This is a genomic window from Psychroserpens sp. AS72, from assembly GCF_038900375.1.
Lineage (GTDB): Bacteria > Bacteroidota > Bacteroidia > Flavobacteriales > Flavobacteriaceae > Psychroserpens.
Genome location: NZ_JBBMRC010000002.1, coordinates 21,552 through 38,212 on the forward strand (window position 1 = coordinate 21,552; position 16,661 = coordinate 38,212).

At 31.5% G+C, this 16,661-nt stretch carries 17 protein-coding genes and 2 tRNA genes; 12 read left to right on the forward strand and 7 right to left on the reverse strand.

Annotated features, from left to right (window positions below):
* The first annotated feature begins 139 nt into the window (after positions 1-139).
* The 3 genes from WNY78_RS03655 (at position 140) to WNY78_RS03665 (ending at position 2,887) form a co-directional block, all read left to right on the forward strand.
* Positions 140-985, forward strand: coding sequence for a transketolase (locus tag WNY78_RS03655; protein WP_342871831.1), 846 nt, complete (start codon positions 140-142; stop codon positions 983-985).
* Between the two features lie 20 nt (positions 986-1,005).
* Positions 1,006-1,959: a transketolase C-terminal domain-containing protein gene (locus tag WNY78_RS03660; RefSeq protein ID WP_342871832.1), complete on the forward strand. Its 954-nt coding sequence runs from the start codon at positions 1,006-1,008 to the stop codon at positions 1,957-1,959.
* Between the two features lie 337 nt (positions 1,960-2,296).
* The gene (locus tag WNY78_RS03665) at positions 2,297-2,887 is read left to right on the forward strand and encodes an outer membrane beta-barrel protein (protein WP_342871833.1); all 591 of its coding nucleotides are present in this window, start codon (positions 2,297-2,299) and stop codon (positions 2,885-2,887) included.
* A 78-nt stretch (positions 2,888-2,965) separates the two neighbouring features.
* Here the strand turns inward: WNY78_RS03665 and WNY78_RS03670 are convergent, their stop codons facing one another.
* On the reverse strand, positions 2,966-3,901 hold the full coding sequence (locus tag WNY78_RS03670) for an FKBP-type peptidyl-prolyl cis-trans isomerase (RefSeq protein WP_342871834.1): 936 nt from the start codon (positions 3,899-3,901) through the stop codon (positions 2,966-2,968).
* A 126-nt stretch (positions 3,902-4,027) separates the two neighbouring features.
* On the opposite strand from WNY78_RS03670, the gene WNY78_RS03675 reads away from it, so the two are divergent.
* Together WNY78_RS03675 and WNY78_RS03680 are read left to right on the forward strand one after the other, a co-directional pair.
* A complete protein-coding gene (locus WNY78_RS03675) occupies positions 4,028-4,408 on the forward strand; it encodes an RNA-binding S4 domain-containing protein (RefSeq protein WP_342871835.1) in 381 nt (126 codons plus the stop codon).
* Positions 4,409-4,465: 57 nt separating this feature from the next.
* Positions 4,466-4,969, forward strand: a complete 504-nt coding sequence (locus WNY78_RS03680) for a phosphoribosyltransferase family protein (RefSeq protein ID WP_342871836.1) — start codon at positions 4,466-4,468, stop codon at positions 4,967-4,969.
* Here WNY78_RS03680 and WNY78_RS03685 read toward each other — a convergent pair.
* Positions 4,961-5,479, reverse strand: coding sequence for a shikimate kinase (locus WNY78_RS03685; RefSeq protein ID WP_342871837.1), 519 nt, complete (start codon positions 5,477-5,479; stop codon positions 4,961-4,963). The two genes, WNY78_RS03680 and WNY78_RS03685, sit on opposite strands and share 9 nt — an antisense overlap.
* A gap of 129 nt (positions 5,480-5,608) precedes the next feature.
* Between WNY78_RS03685 and WNY78_RS03690 the strand changes: the two genes are divergently transcribed.
* From WNY78_RS03690 to WNY78_RS03720, 7 genes are all read left to right on the forward strand, one after another.
* Positions 5,609-5,681, forward strand: a tRNA-Lys gene (locus WNY78_RS03690).
* Positions 5,682-5,737: 56 nt separating this feature from the next.
* Positions 5,738-5,821, forward strand: a tRNA-Leu gene (locus WNY78_RS03695).
* A 193-nt stretch (positions 5,822-6,014) separates the two neighbouring features.
* Entirely contained in the window at positions 6,015-6,914 is a 900-nt protein-coding gene (locus WNY78_RS03700; RefSeq protein ID WP_342871838.1) for a MerR family transcriptional regulator, read from the forward strand.
* Positions 6,915-6,967: 53 nt separating this feature from the next.
* Positions 6,968-8,434 (forward strand): phytoene desaturase family protein, encoded by a 1,467-nt coding sequence (gene crtI, locus WNY78_RS03705; RefSeq protein WP_342871839.1) that lies wholly within the window; start codon positions 6,968-6,970, stop codon positions 8,432-8,434.
* 1 nt (position 8,435) lies between these two features.
* A complete protein-coding gene (locus tag WNY78_RS03710; RefSeq protein WP_342871840.1) occupies positions 8,436-9,275 on the forward strand; it encodes a phytoene/squalene synthase family protein in 840 nt (279 codons plus the stop codon).
* 4 nt (positions 9,276-9,279) lie between these two features.
* Positions 9,280-9,729, forward strand: a complete 450-nt coding sequence (locus WNY78_RS03715) for a beta-carotene hydroxylase (protein WP_342871841.1) — start codon at positions 9,280-9,282, stop codon at positions 9,727-9,729.
* A 16-nt stretch (positions 9,730-9,745) separates the two neighbouring features.
* The gene (locus tag WNY78_RS03720; RefSeq protein ID WP_342871842.1) at positions 9,746-10,891 is read left to right on the forward strand and encodes a lycopene cyclase family protein; all 1,146 of its coding nucleotides are present in this window, start codon (positions 9,746-9,748) and stop codon (positions 10,889-10,891) included.
* Here WNY78_RS03720 and WNY78_RS03725 read toward each other — a convergent pair.
* From WNY78_RS03725 to WNY78_RS03745, 5 genes are all read right to left on the reverse strand, one after another.
* A complete protein-coding gene (locus WNY78_RS03725; protein WP_342871843.1) occupies positions 10,888-11,871 on the reverse strand; it encodes a hypothetical protein in 984 nt (327 codons plus the stop codon). The two genes, WNY78_RS03720 and WNY78_RS03725, sit on opposite strands and share 4 nt — an antisense overlap.
* Positions 11,872-12,447, reverse strand: a complete 576-nt coding sequence (locus WNY78_RS03730; RefSeq protein ID WP_342871844.1) for a TlpA disulfide reductase family protein — start codon at positions 12,445-12,447, stop codon at positions 11,872-11,874.
* A 94-nt stretch (positions 12,448-12,541) separates the two neighbouring features.
* Entirely contained in the window at positions 12,542-13,426 is an 885-nt protein-coding gene (locus WNY78_RS03735; protein WP_342871845.1) for an anti-sigma factor, read from the reverse strand.
* A gap of 83 nt (positions 13,427-13,509) precedes the next feature.
* Complete coding sequence (locus WNY78_RS03740; protein WP_342871846.1) at positions 13,510-14,181, reverse strand: Crp/Fnr family transcriptional regulator; 672 nt, start codon at positions 14,179-14,181, stop codon at positions 13,510-13,512.
* A gap of 122 nt (positions 14,182-14,303) precedes the next feature.
* Positions 14,304-16,574: an aconitate hydratase gene (locus WNY78_RS03745; protein WP_342871847.1), complete on the reverse strand. Its 2,271-nt coding sequence runs from the start codon at positions 16,572-16,574 to the stop codon at positions 14,304-14,306.
* Positions 16,575-16,661: the final 87 nt, after the last annotated feature.

Consider the following 16,661-nt stretch of genomic DNA (forward strand, 5'->3'; position numbering starts at 1 on the left):
TTAAAAACTACAATTCATATTTATTTTGAATAAAAATTGTTAGCAACTGACTAAAATCGTTAATAAGTGCAGTCATTCTATTTTTGATTCCCTTTACGAAAACTTTACTTTTGATACTTAAAATATTCACTCTATTTATATGCCAAATACACAACAATTACAAGACTTAACAACACAAGTTCGTAGAGACATTTTACGAATGGTTCACAAAGTAAACTCTGGTCACCCAGGAGGTTCATTAGGATGTGCCGAATTTTTCGTAGCACTCTACCAAGATATCATGGATAGAAAAGATACTTTTGATATGGACGGAATTGGTGAAGACCTATTCTTTTTATCAAACGGTCATATTTCACCTGTTTTTTATAGTGTTTTGGCTAGATCTGGATATTTTCCTGTAGAAGAGTTAAACACATTTAGATTAATTAATTCAAGACTACAAGGTCATCCAACAACTCACGATGGTTTACCTGGAGTACGAATCGCATCAGGATCATTAGGTCAAGGATTTAGCGTCGCTCTAGGTGCTGCACAAACTAAAAAATTAAATGGTGATAACCATTTAGTATATAGTTTACATGGTGATGGTGAGTTACAAGAAGGTCAAAACTGGGAAGGCATCATGTATGCTGCTGGTAATAACGTAGATAATATTATTTCTACTATAGATTTAAACGGACAACAAATTGATGGATCTACAGATACTGTATTACCAATGGGTAGTATGAGAGCCAAGTTTGAAGCTTTTGGTTGGACTGTTTTAGATATTGAAAAAGGAAATGATATAGATGCTATTTTAGAAGGAATGGCTAAAGCAAAGTCACTAACAGGAAAAGGGAAACCTGTATGTGTATTATTACATACAGTAATGGGTAATGGTGTAGATTTTATGATGCACACACACGCTTGGCACGGAAAAGCGCCTAACGATGAACAATTAGCCGAAGGATTGTCTCAAAATCCAGAAACATTAGGAGACTACTAACCATCACAATCTAGAAAAACATGAAAACATATACAAATACAGGAAATAAAGATACACGCTCAGGTTTTGGAGCCGGATTAACAAAATTGGGTCAAACAAATGAAAACGTTGTTGCATTATGTGCAGATTTAATTGGTTCTTTAAAAATGGACGATTTTAAAGCAAATCATCCAAAACGTTTTTTTCAAGTAGGAATTGCAGAAGCTAATATGATTGGTCTTGCAGCAGGAATGACAATTGGAGGAAAAATTCCGTTTACAGGAACTTTCGCTAATTTTTCTACTGGTCGTGTTTATGATCAAATAAGACAAAGTGTAGCCTACTCTGATAAAAATGTAAAAATATGTGCATCTCACGCAGGAATAACACTTGGAGAAGATGGTGCAACACACCAAATTCTTGAGGATATTGGTTTAATGAAAATGCTACCAGGAATGACTGTAATTAATACCTGTGATTACAATCAAACCAAAGCTGCTACTATTGAAATCGCCAAACATCATGGTCCTGTTTACTTACGTTTTGGAAGACCAAAAGTTGCAAATTTTACTCCAGAAAACCAAAACTTCGAAATTGGTAAAGCTATCAAATTAACTGAAGGGACAGATATTACAATTGTCGCAACAGGACACTTGGTATGGGAAGCTTTGGAAGCTGCAAAGACATTAAATGAAAAGGGAATTTCTGCGGAAGTTATAAATATCCACACCATAAAACCTCTAGATGACAAAGCTATTATAGATTCTGTAACTAAAACAGGATGTGTTGTTACTGCCGAAGAACACAATATATTGGGTGGTTTAGGAGAAAGTGTTGCGAGAGTATTATCATTACATAAACCTGCACCTCAAGAATTTGTTGGAACTAACGACACATTTGGAGAATCTGGTACACCAGAGCAATTGATGGAAAAATACGGATTAAATGCTGATGCTATTATAAAAGCTTCGGAAAAAGTCATTAAAAGAAAATAATGAATTGACTTAATTAATTCAATAGAATTAAGACTTTAAAATCTAGCTTTAATCGGCTAGATTTTTTTGTTTATACCTATTATTCTTATCTGGCAAATTTCAGAATAAAAGAAATAATTTTCGTTTGGCAACGTTTTTGATAATATAAACTCATCTTGATTTTTTGTACTTAACCGAAAATGAGAGGAAATTTATTCAGTTGAAACTATTTTTGAAGGTCATAGTGTCGCTATGGATAAGAAAATAGCTGAAAAATATGAACAAATTTAATCCGTTTTTTTAGTAATATAAAAAGTTAAGATGAGTTTAAAAATCCAAATCACAAAAAACGAATATTATGCAAAAATTAGTTATTAGTACGTTTTTATTAACGTTGTTTTGTTTTAGTGCTCAAGCACAAAACGGGAGTTCATTTGGTATTAAAGGTGGACTTAATTATAATGCCAATGGAGATTATTTTGAATCTATTGGTGAAAATGCGCGACATCCAGATCGCAATGTTGGATATCATATTGGTGTCTTCGGAAAAATTGGAAACCAATTATATTTCAGACCAGAATTGATGTACACGAGTACAAAAAGTGATTATGATAGTGATGAGTTCACTATGAAAAAAATCGATGCACCTTTACTTGTAGGTGTTAAAGTAATTGGACCTTTAAGTGTATTTGCCGGACCATCGTTTCAATACATTCTTGATACCGAATTTGATGGTATAAATATCGATAATGTCGAAGATGAGTTTTCAGTTGGTTTAAACTTTGGTATTGGATTAAACCTTAATAAAGTTGGTATTGACTTAAGATATGAAAGAGGATTTAGCGAAAACGAAGGTACTTTTATTGGAAACAATTTAGGTGCAGGAGTTGTAAGTAGAATTGACACAAGACCAGATCAATTAATTTTGAGTTTGTCTATTTCATTATAATGTTATAGAAAATCTATTGAATAAAAAAAGACGCTAAGAGCGTCTTTTTTTTGTTTTGTATGACAAATAGATATCCTATTAACTATCTATTTGATTACTTTCTGTAGAATCTTCGTCTAAATAATTTGGTATGCCATCCATATCAGAATCATCATTAGTTGGATCTCCATCGTTATCTAAATCTTCATATTTTGTTAACACGCCATCACCATCATCATCTGGATCGATATAATTTGGGACTTCATCACCATCAGTATCATCGTCTGTAATGTTTTCATTAAAATCAAGATCTTCTAAATGTGTATAAACACCATCATTATCATGATCGTTTGGTTCTGAAGCATATAATTCAAACTTAAAAATCAAGTTAGAGTATGCAGGTATCGTATAAGGTGGAGTATTGTAATATGCTAAACCTGAAGGTAAAAACATAACACCTAAGCCATAATTATCATAGCTAAATGTTCCGTCTTCATTAATGATTGGTCCACTTTCTGCAGTTTTAAAATCTTGCATTACATCTCTCCAACCAGGAATAACTCCTATCAAATCTAATGTTGTTGGGTTTACCGTACTATCAAATACATCACCATCTTGTACAGATCCTGTATAACTAATACTTATATCATCTGTAAAATTAGGTTTAGGTCCGCCATCACCTTCAAATAATGCTGGATTTAAATCTAAAACATAATATTCGTAATCTTGACTTTGATAAGTAGCTGTATACATTACAACATCATTCATCAATAATTCGTTAGGATTACCTTCACCATCTGTCGGTGAATCTGAAATAATAATATCATCTTTAGAGTAATTCGCATTAGGATCACTAAAAAAAGATTTGTTATAATAATGTGATTGTAAATAATCTAAAAGTGAATCATTGTCTATGATTTGTTGCTCTCCTCTATCACGAGCTGGTATGATAACTACATCAACTTCATCTGGAGTACAAGCTCCAAAAGTTGCAGTCAAAACAACAATTAAGATTATTATGTATTTAGAATTCATAGTGATTAATTTTTCTTTAATTCAAATAAAATTTGAATTGTTCAATATTGCTTATTTTTAAGGCGCAAGATACAATAATATAATACTTTTGCACAATACAATTAACGTCAATTTCACAGTTTTAATATGCGAATAGATAAATATCTTTGGTGCACTCGATATTGTAAAACAAGAAGTATTGCAACTAGTGCATGTAAAAAAGGTCATGTAAAGGTCAATGGTCAAGTAGTTAAACCAAGTAGAGATGTTTATGCGACTGATAAAATAGATTTTAGAAAAGACCAAATCAACTATCAATTAATAGTTAATGACATACCAGAAAGTCGTGTTGGAGCTAAAATTGTAAATTTATATGTCACAGATGTTACTCCAAAAGAAGCTTTTGACGCTAAGGATTTGCTTAAATATTCTAAAGATTATTATCGAAAAAAAGGCGTTGGAAGACCTACAAAGAAAGATCGTAGGGATATTGACGATTTTTACGACACTCCAGAAGAAGATATCTAAAATTTAAAGGACGATTAAGAAAACTCTTTTTTATATTTGATGAAACTGAAATCACCTATGAATATTACTAAAAACATTATATTAGATCATCAGGAAATTCAACATAAAATAAAACGTATTGCTTATCAAATCTATGAATGTAATATTGATGAGAATGAAATAATTCTTGCTGGAATAGAAGATAATGGATTCATTCTTGCCAAAAAGCTGAAAAAAGTTTTAGAAAACATTTCTGATGTTAAACCAATACTTTGTAAGGTTACGATTGATAAAAAGAATCCACTGGGTGACATAAAAACTTCACTTACTAAAAATGAATACTCAAATACATCAATAGTATTAATAGATGATGTATTAAACTCTGGAAGTACTTTAATTTACGGCGTAAAACATTTTTTAGACGTGCCTTTAAAACAGTTTAAAACCGCTGTTTTAGTGAATAGAAATCATAAAAAGTATCCCGTAAAAGCAGATTTTAAAGGGATTTCTTTATCAACATCTCTTCATGAACATGTTGAGATTGATTTAACAAGCAAAACACATCAAGCTTATTTAAAATAGTTTTAGAATTAATTTATCTACGACCTCATTTATCATTAAACCATCTGTTTTAATACTCAAACTTGACTGTTCATAAAATGGTGCTCGTTCAAAAATGTGTTTTCCAATAAATTCGTTAAGCTCAGTTTTAGTTTGTAAATGTGAGATTAATGGTCTTTTAGACTTTTCTTCAAATAACCTATATGATAATGTTGGAATAGACGCTTTCAGATAAATACTTAATGCATTTTCAGATTCTAAAATTAATTTCATATTGTGGCCATAGCATGGAGTTCCTCCTCCTAAAGAAACCACTGTCTTATCTAAACCAATTAATTCATTTAGATAAAGACTTTCAACTTTTCTAAAATAAATTTCACCTTTAGTATCAAATATTAATTTTATTGATGCATGTTCTTTTTCTTCTATATAATCATCTAAATCAATATAATTATAATTTAAAATTTTAGCTAATTTCTTGCCAATTACTGATTTACCAGATCCCATATACCCAACTAAAAAAAGTATCATATTATTCTTATAAATTGATTTTTAAAAACATAACTAATGTTTAAACAAAAAAACAAAAAAATTTCTAAAAATAGGTTTGGTTTATTAATTAATCGTTTTATATTTGCACCCTCGTTAGAGAAACTTATTGACTAGTTAGCTCAGTTGGCAGAGCATCTCCCTTTTAAGGAGAGGGTCCTGGGTTCGAGCCCCAGACTGGTCACAATAAAAAAAAGTTAAGCATTCGCTTAACTTTTTTTTTACCTTTATTGAAATAATGCGCACGTGGCGGAATTGGTAGACGCGCCAGCTTGAGGGGTTGGTGGACATTAGTCCGTGGAAGTTCGAGTCTTCTCGTGCGCACTTTTAATCTCCCCAAATCCAAATCACATTTTCGTAAAAGCTTCAGTGCTATCTTGAGTATTTTTAATTTTATATTCTATATTTTTTTTTAAAATCTAGTGACTGTTTTTATTAGGCATAGTATTAAAAAAAATAAAAATTTAGCTCTCTCTCCAAAAAAACGTTATTTTTGTTTAACCTTTCTAAATTAAAAATGAACAATATAAAAAGTACTTTTAGTATAAAAGATCTTGAAAACCTAACAGGAGTAAAAGCACATACTATTAGAATTTGGGAGAAACGATACAATTTACTCCAACCAGAACGTACAGATACAAATATTAGATACTATAGCTTAGCTAACCTTCAAAAGCTTTTAAATATTAGTTATTTAAATAGTAATGGTTACAAAATATCTAAAATTGCATCCCTTAATGCAAAGCAAATACCAATATTAGTGAAAGAGGTTGCCCAAAGTGACCTCACAAACAATCATGCAATTGACATATTTAAACTGTCAATGTTAAATTTTGACCAAAAACTCTTTTATGATACCTATGAGACCTTAATAAAAGAGAAATCATTTCTTGAAATGTTTTATCAAGATTTTATTCCATTACTATCTGAAATTGGCATGCTTTGGCAAACCGATACCATAACTCCAGCACACGAACACTTCTTAACGTCTTTAATTAGACAGAAAATTTTAGTTAATACTGAGAACATTCAATCTCAAAGTCAAATTAAAAGCGACAAAGTTTTTGTTTTATATCTTCCCGAAAATGAAGTACATGAATTAGGATTAATGATTATTAATTACCAATTAATAGCCAATGGATATAAATCTATATTCTTAGGGCAAAGCGTCCCTCTAGATAGTTTAAAAGACCTTCTTAACTATTATGATGACATCACGTTCTTATCTTATTTCACAGTCAAACCTGAGAAAGAATATCTTGTAGATTATCTCAAAGAATTTTCAGAAAAGTTACTAATCAAAAAATCTATTAAACTATGGGTTTTAGGAAGAATGTTAAATGATTTCGATTTAAAAACACTTCCTAAGCAGGTAACATCTTTTAACTCTATCGAAAATTTAGTTAAAAATTTATAAAAAACTTCAGTAAAAGTTAGTTTTGTTTAACTTTGTACTACATTTGTTAAACAATGAATAAAAACATATCTATTATAGGTTCTGGATTTTCAGCCCTTGCTGCATCTTGCTATTTAGCAAAAGAGGGCTACGAGGTTACCATTTTTGAAAAAAACAAAACTATTGGAGGTCGTGCTAGACAATTAAAAAAAGATGGGTTCACGTTTGATATTGGTCCAACTTGGTACTGGATGCCAGATGTCTTTGAGCGTTTCTTTGCAGATTTCAATAAAAAACCAGAAGACTATTATACTTTAGAAAAACTTAATCCTGCTTACAGTGTTTACTTCGGAAAAGAGGATTACATCACTATTGAGGATACCTTAGAAAAAATTTGCATAGCATTTGAAAATGAAGAGAAAGGCAGCTCAAAAAAATTAATGGAATTCATTGATAACGCTCAAAATAATTACGACGTTGCCATTAAAGATTTAGTCTATAGACCTGGTGTTTCTCCATTTGAGCTAGTAACTCCTGTGACCATAAAAAAAATAGGTCAGTTTTTTAGTACTATAAAAAAAGATGTTAGAAAAGAATTTAAGAATGATAGGTTAGCTATGATTCTCGAATTTCCCGTGTTATTTTTAGGAGCAAAACCAGATAACACACCATCATTCTATAGTTTTATGAATTATGCCGATTTTGGTATTGGCACATTTCACCCTAAAAAAGGAATGTACCAAGTGATCCTTGCTATGGAAACCTTGGCAAAAAGCTTAGGTGTAAAAATCCTAACAGAAAACTCTATTGATAAAATCATCGTAGATAATGGTATAGCAACTTCTTTGATTTCAAATGGTATTGAATATAAAAGTGACATTATTTTGAGTGGAGCAGATTACCATCACACAGAAACCTTATTGGATTCTCAGTATGTGCAATATTCTGAAAACTTTTGGGAGAAAAAAACATTTGCGCCTTCATCACTATTATTTTATATAGGCTTTGATAAAAAACTAAAAAATGTCAACCATCACACCTTATTTTTTGATGTAGATTTTGATGTACATGCTAAAGATATTTACGACAAAGCTAAATGGCCAGACGATCCATTATTTTATGCTAGTTTTCCATCTATAACAGATACAAGTTCTGCTCCTGAAGGTAAAGAAGCTGGTATATTCCTAATTCCGTTAGCTCCAGGATTAGAAGACACTAAAGACTTACGAGAATTATATTTTAACAAAATCATTGACAGATTTGAAAATTTAACCTCTCAAAGCGTCAAAAAAAATATTATATTTAAAGAGTCCTTTTGCGTTAATGATTTTATTAAGGATTATAATTCATATAAAGGAAATGCTTATGGAATGGCAAACACGCTTTTACAAACCGCATTTTTAAGACCCAAATTAAAAAGCAAAAAAGTAAAAAACCTATATTTCACAGGTCAATTAACGGTTCCAGGACCAGGAGTTCCGCCATCACTAATTTCAGGAAAATTAGTAGCTGAGCTCATTAAAAAACACCACAGCAATTAATATGAAGTCAATCTTTGATTCTGTTTCTCACAAGTGTAGTAAGACTGTTACAAAGTCTTACAGTACATCCTTTACTCTTGCAACAAAAATGTTGTCAAATTCTATACGTCAAGACATTTACAATATTTATGGGTTTGTAAGATTCGCAGATGAAATTGTAGACACTTTTCATGATTATGATAAACAAATGCTTTTTGATAATTTCTCTAGAGATTTAGAGCTCGCTCTTGAACAAAAAATTAGTTTAAATCCTATTTTAAACTCATTTCAAGAAACATATCATAAACACAATATAGACAAACATCTCGTTGATGCATTTATGAAAAGTATGCGTACAGATTTACATAAAAGCACTTATTTATCTGATGATGAATATAATGAGTACATCTATGGCTCTGCAGATGTTGTTGGACTCATGTGTTTAAAAGTGTTTGTAAAAGGCGACTATGAAAAATATGAATCACTAAAAGACTCTGCTATGAGTTTAGGCTCTGCATTTCAAAAAGTAAATTTCCTAAGAGATTTAAAAGCAGATTTTGAAGATTTAAGTCGGTCTTATTTTCCAAATACAAATTTAAATCATCTAGATGAAATATCTAAACAAGCCATAATAACTGATATTGAAAATGATTTCACTAATGGCCTTGAAGGAATTAAACGTTTACCTATTGAAGCTAAATTTGGAGTTTTTGTAGCCTATAGATATTATAGTCAATTATTAAAAAAACTAAAGAAAACACCTGCTTTAGAAATTAAATCAACCAGAATAAGAGTGCCAAACTATAAAAAAATTGAGTTACTCACGAGAAGTTATGTCAAATATCAATTAAACCTATTGTAATCACATGCAGACAGTATTTTGGATATTAATTTTCTTAGGTGTGTTTAGCACGATGGAATTTATGGCTTGGTTTACTCACAAGTATGTCATGCATGGTTTTTTATGGAGTTTACATAAAGACCACCATCACAAAGATCACGACAGCTGGTTTGAACGTAACGATGCTTTTTTTATATTTTACGCCATTGTAAGTATGACCTGTTTTTACTTATGGAGCTATGAAGATGTATGGTACTGTTTACCAATAGGTCTGGGTATTATGGCTTATGGTGCAGCATATTTTTTAGTTCATGATATTTTTATTCACCAACGTTTTAAGTTATTTAGAAACGCAAATAACTGGTATGCTAAAGGTGTAAGACGTGCTCACAAAATTCACCATAAGCATTTGGGAAAAGGAGATGGCGAGTGCTTTGGGATGTTATTTGTACCTTTCAAATATTTCAAAAAATAAGCAATTTATCTCATCTATGACAACGCCTTCCCATTTCGATTTTATCATCATAGGAAATGGATTAGCAGGACTCCAACTAGCTTTAAAATTAGCTTCGGAAACGTGCTTTGACAACAAAAAAATTGCATTAATTGATCCTTCAGAAAAGTCTACCAACGATAAAACATGGAGTTTTTGGGAAACTGAACCATCACAATGGAATGCAATTATTCATAAATCTTGGAATAAGGCTTCTATAATTACTTCCAAAAAAACGACCAATTTAAATCTCAAGCCTTACTCCTACAAAACAATACGTGCTATAGATTTTTATACGGAAGCTAAAGCACAACTCAATCTAAAGGATAATATTTATTTTATTGTTGAGCTCGTAACTTCTGCAATAGAAAAAGATGAAGTTACAGTTACAACCACTAATAATTCATATACAGCAACTCATGTTTTTGATAGTCGAGTACCTAAAGACTTTTCTTCGGAAAAAGGCAACAGTATTACAATTGTTCAACATTTTAAAGGCTTAGTTATAAAAACAGAAACAAACGTTTTTGATGAAGATAAAGTGACCATGATGGATTATCGTCTCAAAGACGGAAATCAAACTACATTTACATACGTTCTACCGTTTTCAAAAACTGAGGCTTTAGTAGAATTTACTTATTTTACTGAACAAACAGTTGCAGAATCTGTTTACGACGATTATATAAAAACCTACATTAAAGCGTATTTAAAAATAGACTCCTACTCTATTTTAGAAACCGAAACTGGTCAAATCCCAATGACTAATTACAACTTCTCAAAATTCAACACTAAAAAAATTACTAAAATTGGCACAGGAGGTGGATGGGTAAAAGGGTCAACAGGTTATTCTTTTAAAAACACCGAAAAAAAAGTCGCTATAATAATTGACAACTTAAAAGCTGGACGAATACCATCAAAAGGATTATTCCAAAGAAAATATAAGTTTTATGACAAAGTGTTTTTAAAAGTTCTCAAGGACGATAACCACAAAGGTGAATGGATTTTTGAGAGTTTCTATGCTAAAAACTCAGTGCAAACCATGTTCAGGTTTTTAGATGAAGACTCTACATTTGGTGAAGAACTTAAAATTATGATGTCACTGTTTTCTTGGAGTTTTATTAAGGCTTTTTTTAAAACGCTTTAATTCTCTTCTTTACAATTTTTGTAATCACATATAAAACTATACATTGACATCATGTTATCAGAATGACTTTCTGAGTCAAAACTAAATATAGATAACGGTGCATAAAATTTAAAGTCAGTATCACTAGAATTTTGAAAAATCAGTTTCTCCTTAAAGAAGTTTTCAATTGAAGATTGTTTTGCAAATTTAGATTCATAAATCTTACAATCTACGAGTGCATAATCCATATTATCACCAATCAATGAATTCTCATATAAAGCTTTTTTTAGATCGCCATTTTCAACTGCATCACTCAAAATACTTTTTACTAAGTTAGAATTAGCTTGATAACTATGTCTATATAAACCATGAAACTTTATTACAGGGCTAATTAAACTATCATCAAAAACAATTACACCAACCTTCTCTTCATAAGGAAACCCTTTATTGTTTATTAATCTAGATAACAATGAATCTAAAAATACCGTCTTATCAAAAACATTGGATAAATCTATTTTTTTTGAAGGCAATAAACAATACGCTTGTTGATCGATATCCATTAAAATCTCTAATGAATCTGTCATTTCTTTATCAGAATGATTTTCAAAATATGATCTATAGCTTTCAAAAGCTCCAATAAATTGTTCCCATTGCTCAGTTTCATGAAATGTTTTAAAACTATTTTTCTTGAAATATGGAAGACTAACTCCTTTTTTAGCTAAGCGTTCAGACCAAATTAAAGCTTGATTCCAATCTTTGGTTTTAATAGTTAAAACTAATGCATTGTTCATATCAAAGGCTAACATCTTAGATTTTAATGAAAAAGCACCATTAAAATAGGTGTTTGCAGAATCAAATTCTTTTATTAATAGTTGTTTTTCAGCTTTTAAAACAAGATCATCATAAGTTTGATTTTTAAAATCTAAAGTCTTTTCTGTTGAGCAATTCAATAGAAATGCAAACGTCAAAATCACAACAATTATTCTAATAAATACTTTCATCTAATTATTTAATAAACCATCAATAGTCTTTGTTACCTTCTCGCTATTCCAATCTGCTGCACCAGATTTATCAACAACAATTTCTCCTTCTTTGCTTATGATAAATGTTCTTGGTATTGAAGATACATTAAATTCTTGAGGATAATTGGTTAACGATTGATAAGCATTGAAGCTGTATGCTTTCTTATTAATAAAACTACGTATGATATCAGTTTCTTCATTTGAAACAAACAAGAAGATCACATCGTCATTAGATTTATAGTTTTGATATAGCTTATCTAAACTTGGCATTTCTGCAATGCAAGGTGGACACCATGTTGCCCAAAAATTAATCACAATCACCTTTCCTTCCGCAGAAGAAAAATCAAAAGTTTCTCCTTCCAAATCTTTTAATGTCCAGTCGTAGTTTGTGAGTTTTAATCTTTCCGAAGCATCAATTACGCTAGGTTTTATAACCATTGCAATTCCTTTTTGCAAAAATACTTGAATGGGTTGTCTCGTTTGAGGTATAATCATCAACAAGATAACAACAAAAATTAAAATATTAAATAGTTTTGATTTTTTGGACTTTGACATAACAATTTATAATTAAGAAACGCATTACCATAGTCGGTAATGCGTTTCAAATCTAACAACTAAAATTCTAAAAGTTGTGTAATAATAATTTTAATTAGTTTCGAGTTACAGAACCAGACACACTTGCCGTTGGTCCTGTTCCCATAGAAATTGCAGTATGCGTCATAGCATCTGTTGGCACCACATGTGCTAATGGTTTTAAGGTAAAAGGCAATGGACTATTATCTGGACTAGGCTCAACAGAAATTACAATTGTTGCACCTCTTAAATCTGTTGGAAACATCATTCCTGCTGGAGCATTTTGTAAATAGTCTTCACCAGGATATCCAGGACCATTTCCTGCATCACCTTTGAACATTGAAGTTGCAGCATTTTCATCTGCAGCTAAAGGATCAATAAAAGTCCCTGTACTAATTGGAGTTCCGTTTAGAACTGCCCAACCTTCGTATTTCCATCCATCTGTTAATGTTGGTAAATCTAGTCCTGCTACTGCGCTTCCGCTAGAATTATCTAAAAACCAAACACCACTTTCTTCGTTAGTATCATCCATATCTGTTGGAGTTGCTAAAATATAAGTTCCTGTTGATGCGCTAAAGTTTCCAACAATACCATTAGAATCAACATTAGCTGAAGTCCCAGAAAAATCACCAGCTAAAATTTTTGTTGCTGCTGGAGTTGGATCTGGATCTACTGCTGGTTCAATTGAAAGCACAAATGTGGTTGCACTATTTAATTGCGCTGTATTTACTGAAAATGTTTGTGGAAAACTTACACTTGAAAACGTACCTGTAGATACTGGTGCTCCATCTACTATTATCCATCCTTCGTAAACAAAATCACTTCCTAGCGATTCTAATCCGTTAAGGTTAAGGGTCAAATTTGAATTTGTAGGAGCACTCGCTCCATCATCATCACTGCTGCAAGAAGTGGCTATAAATCCTAAAGCCAAAACTGTGAAAAACATTTTTTTAATCATCATATATAATTTTAAAGTTATTTTATACTTCAAAATTATAGCTTGTCAATATATTTAAATGTTAGCTAGCTAACACAAGTGAAATTTTAAGCAGATTTTTTTATAATTCTTATTTCTTTTCTATTGAAATCAATATAATTTTCCTCTTTGAGTTCATTAAGTAAAATATTAAGTGTTGGTCTAGACGTACCAATTAAAGAAGCAATATCTTTTTGAGTGTATGGATGCTTAATAACATGATCTCCAGTTTTTGGACAATCATAACCATAATCTGAGCATAATTCATCTAAAAACTCTACAAGTCGCGTTTTAGTATCTTTAAATAATAACAATTGCAACCTACGTTCTAACTTTTTAAACTTAAAACCAATAAATTTATAGACCTTAAAACTAAAGGTTTGATTATCTCGCATCAGTTCATGCAAGGTGGTCACACCTATAGGGCAAATAGATGTAGAATTATCTATAGATTGAGCAAATTCATCTCTAACATTATCACCAAGAATGGCTTTCTCACCAAATAATTCGCCTTTAGACAAAATAGCTTTTACAATTTCGTCACCATTTTCATTATAGTATCCAATTTTAACTTTACCGTTTTCTATGAGATATACTTTATTAGCAGAGTCGTCTTCGAAGTATATATAATCTTTCTTTTTATAAGCATCAAAGTCGTGATCTTTTTTATACGCCTTAAATTTATGTGGACAAAGCACCTTAAAAAGGTTGACATCGTCAAAAAACCACAGTGACTGCATTTGAATGAGTTTTATTGTTAGATATTTCAGCAGTCGTATAAAGACCCAATTCCTTACAATAATTGTCATAAAAAAAGCCTTTGATTTCTCAAAGGCTCATTTCAGTTTATATCAAAAAAATACTATGCAGCATTTTCTTTTTTAATTAAGTTTAATGCAGAACCTTCTTTATACCAATCAATTTGAGATTGGTTATAGGTATGGTTTAACATAATTACATCTTTACTTCCATCTGCATGAACAACTTCTAATGTTAATTGTTTACCAGGTGCAAAATCTTTTAAATCTGTAAAGTTAAATGTATCATCCTCTTGGATTAAATCATAATCTGCTTCATTTGCAAATGTTAATCCTAACATTCCTTGTTTTTTAAGGTTTGTTTCATGGATACGTGCAAAAGATTTTACAATTACTGCAGCGACACCTAAAAAGCGTGGTTGCATTGCTGCATGCTCACGAGATGATCCTTCTCCATAATTATGATCTCCAACAACTATTGAAGGAACACCTGCAGCTTTGTATGCTCTTGCTGTATCTGGAACACCTCCAAACTCTCCAGTTAATTGGTTTTTTACAAAATTTGTTTTCTTACCAAATGCATTTACTGCTCCAATTAACGTATTGTTTGCAATATTATCTAAATGTCCTCTAAAACGTAACCATGGTCCAGCCATAGAAATATGATCTGTTGTACATTTTCCAAACGCTTTAATCAATAATTTAGCTCCTGTAATAGAATCTCCTAAAGGTTCAAATGGTTTAAGTAATTGTATTCTTTCAGATTTTGGATCTACAGTAACCTGTACTCCACTTCCATCTGCCTTAGGTGCTAAATATCCATTATCATCAACTGCGAAACCTTTAGGTGGCAATTCCCATCCTGTTGGTTCGCTTAACATCACTTCTTCACCATTTTCATTGATTAACTTATCTGTCATTGGATTAAAATCCAATCGACCTGCAATAGCAATTGCAGCAGTGATTTCTGGTGACGCTACAAAAGCGTGTGTATTTGGATTTCCATCTGCACGTTTAGCAAAGTTTCTATTAAAAGAGTGTACAATACTATTTTTTGGTGCATTTTTTGGATCTTCATAACGAGCCCATTGACCAATACATGGTCCACAAGCGTTGGTGAAAATCTTTGCATCTAGTTTTTCAAAAATATCAAGAATTCCATCTCTTTCTGTGGTATATCTTACCATTTCAGATCCTGGATTAATTCCTAATTCAGACTTCATCTTCAAACCTTTATCTAAAGCTTGCTGTGCTACTGATGATGCACGAGATAAATCTTCATAAGATGAATTGGTACAAGAACCAATTAATCCCCATTCTACTTTTAATGGCCAATCGTTAGCTTTTGCTTTTTCGGTCATTGTAGAACCTACTGCAGTTGATAAATCTGGAGTAAATGGTCCATTTAATAATGGGTTTAACTCAGTTAGATTGATATCAATAACTTGATCAAAATACTGCTCAGGATTTGCATATACTTCGTCATCTCCTGTTAAATAATCTTTAATTTTATTTGCAGCATCTGCAACATCTGGTCTATCTGTAGCACGTAAATAACGCTCCATTGATTCGTCATACCCAAAAGTTGAAGTTGTTGCTCCAATCTCTGCTCCCATGTTACAAATTGTACCTTTACCTGTACAAGACATTCCTTTTGCTCCAGGTCCAAAATATTCTACAATAGCTCCAGTTCCACCTTTAACAGTTAAAATATCTGCTACTTTTAAAATGACATCTTTTGGTGCAGTCCAACCAGATAATGTACCGGTTAATCTTACTCCTATTAACTTCGGAAATTTTAACTCCCAAGCCATTCCTGCCATTACATCAACAGCATCTGCACCACCAACTCCAATAGCAACCATTCCTAATCCTCCTGCATTTACAGTATGAGAATCTGTACCAATCATCATTCCTCCAGGAAATGCATAATTTTCTAAAACTACTTGATGGATAATTCCTGCTCCTGGTCTCCAAAATCCGATTCCGTATTTATTAGATACAGATTCTAAGAAATTAAAAACTTCATTACTTGTACTGATGGCATGTTGTAAATCTATTGAAGCACCATTTTTTGCTTGTATCAAGTGATCACAATGTACTGTAGTTGGTACTGCTACCTTAGCTTTTCCTGCTTGCATAAATTGCAATAATGCCATTTGAGCCGTTGCATCTTGACATGCAACTCTATCTGGTGCAAAATCAACATAATCTTTACCTCTAGTAAATACTTTGGTTGGATTTCCATCCCAAAGGTGAGAGTATAATATTTTTTCTGAAAGTGTTAATGGTTTTCCAACAATATCACGAGCTGCATCTACACGCTCTGTCATATTAGAATACACCTTTTTTATCATGTCAATATCAAATGCCATATGCTTTATTTATAAGGTTGAATTTTTATTTTTTTAGTGTAGCAAATTTACGAATATTAAAGCAGATTTTAAAATGTGTAATAAAAT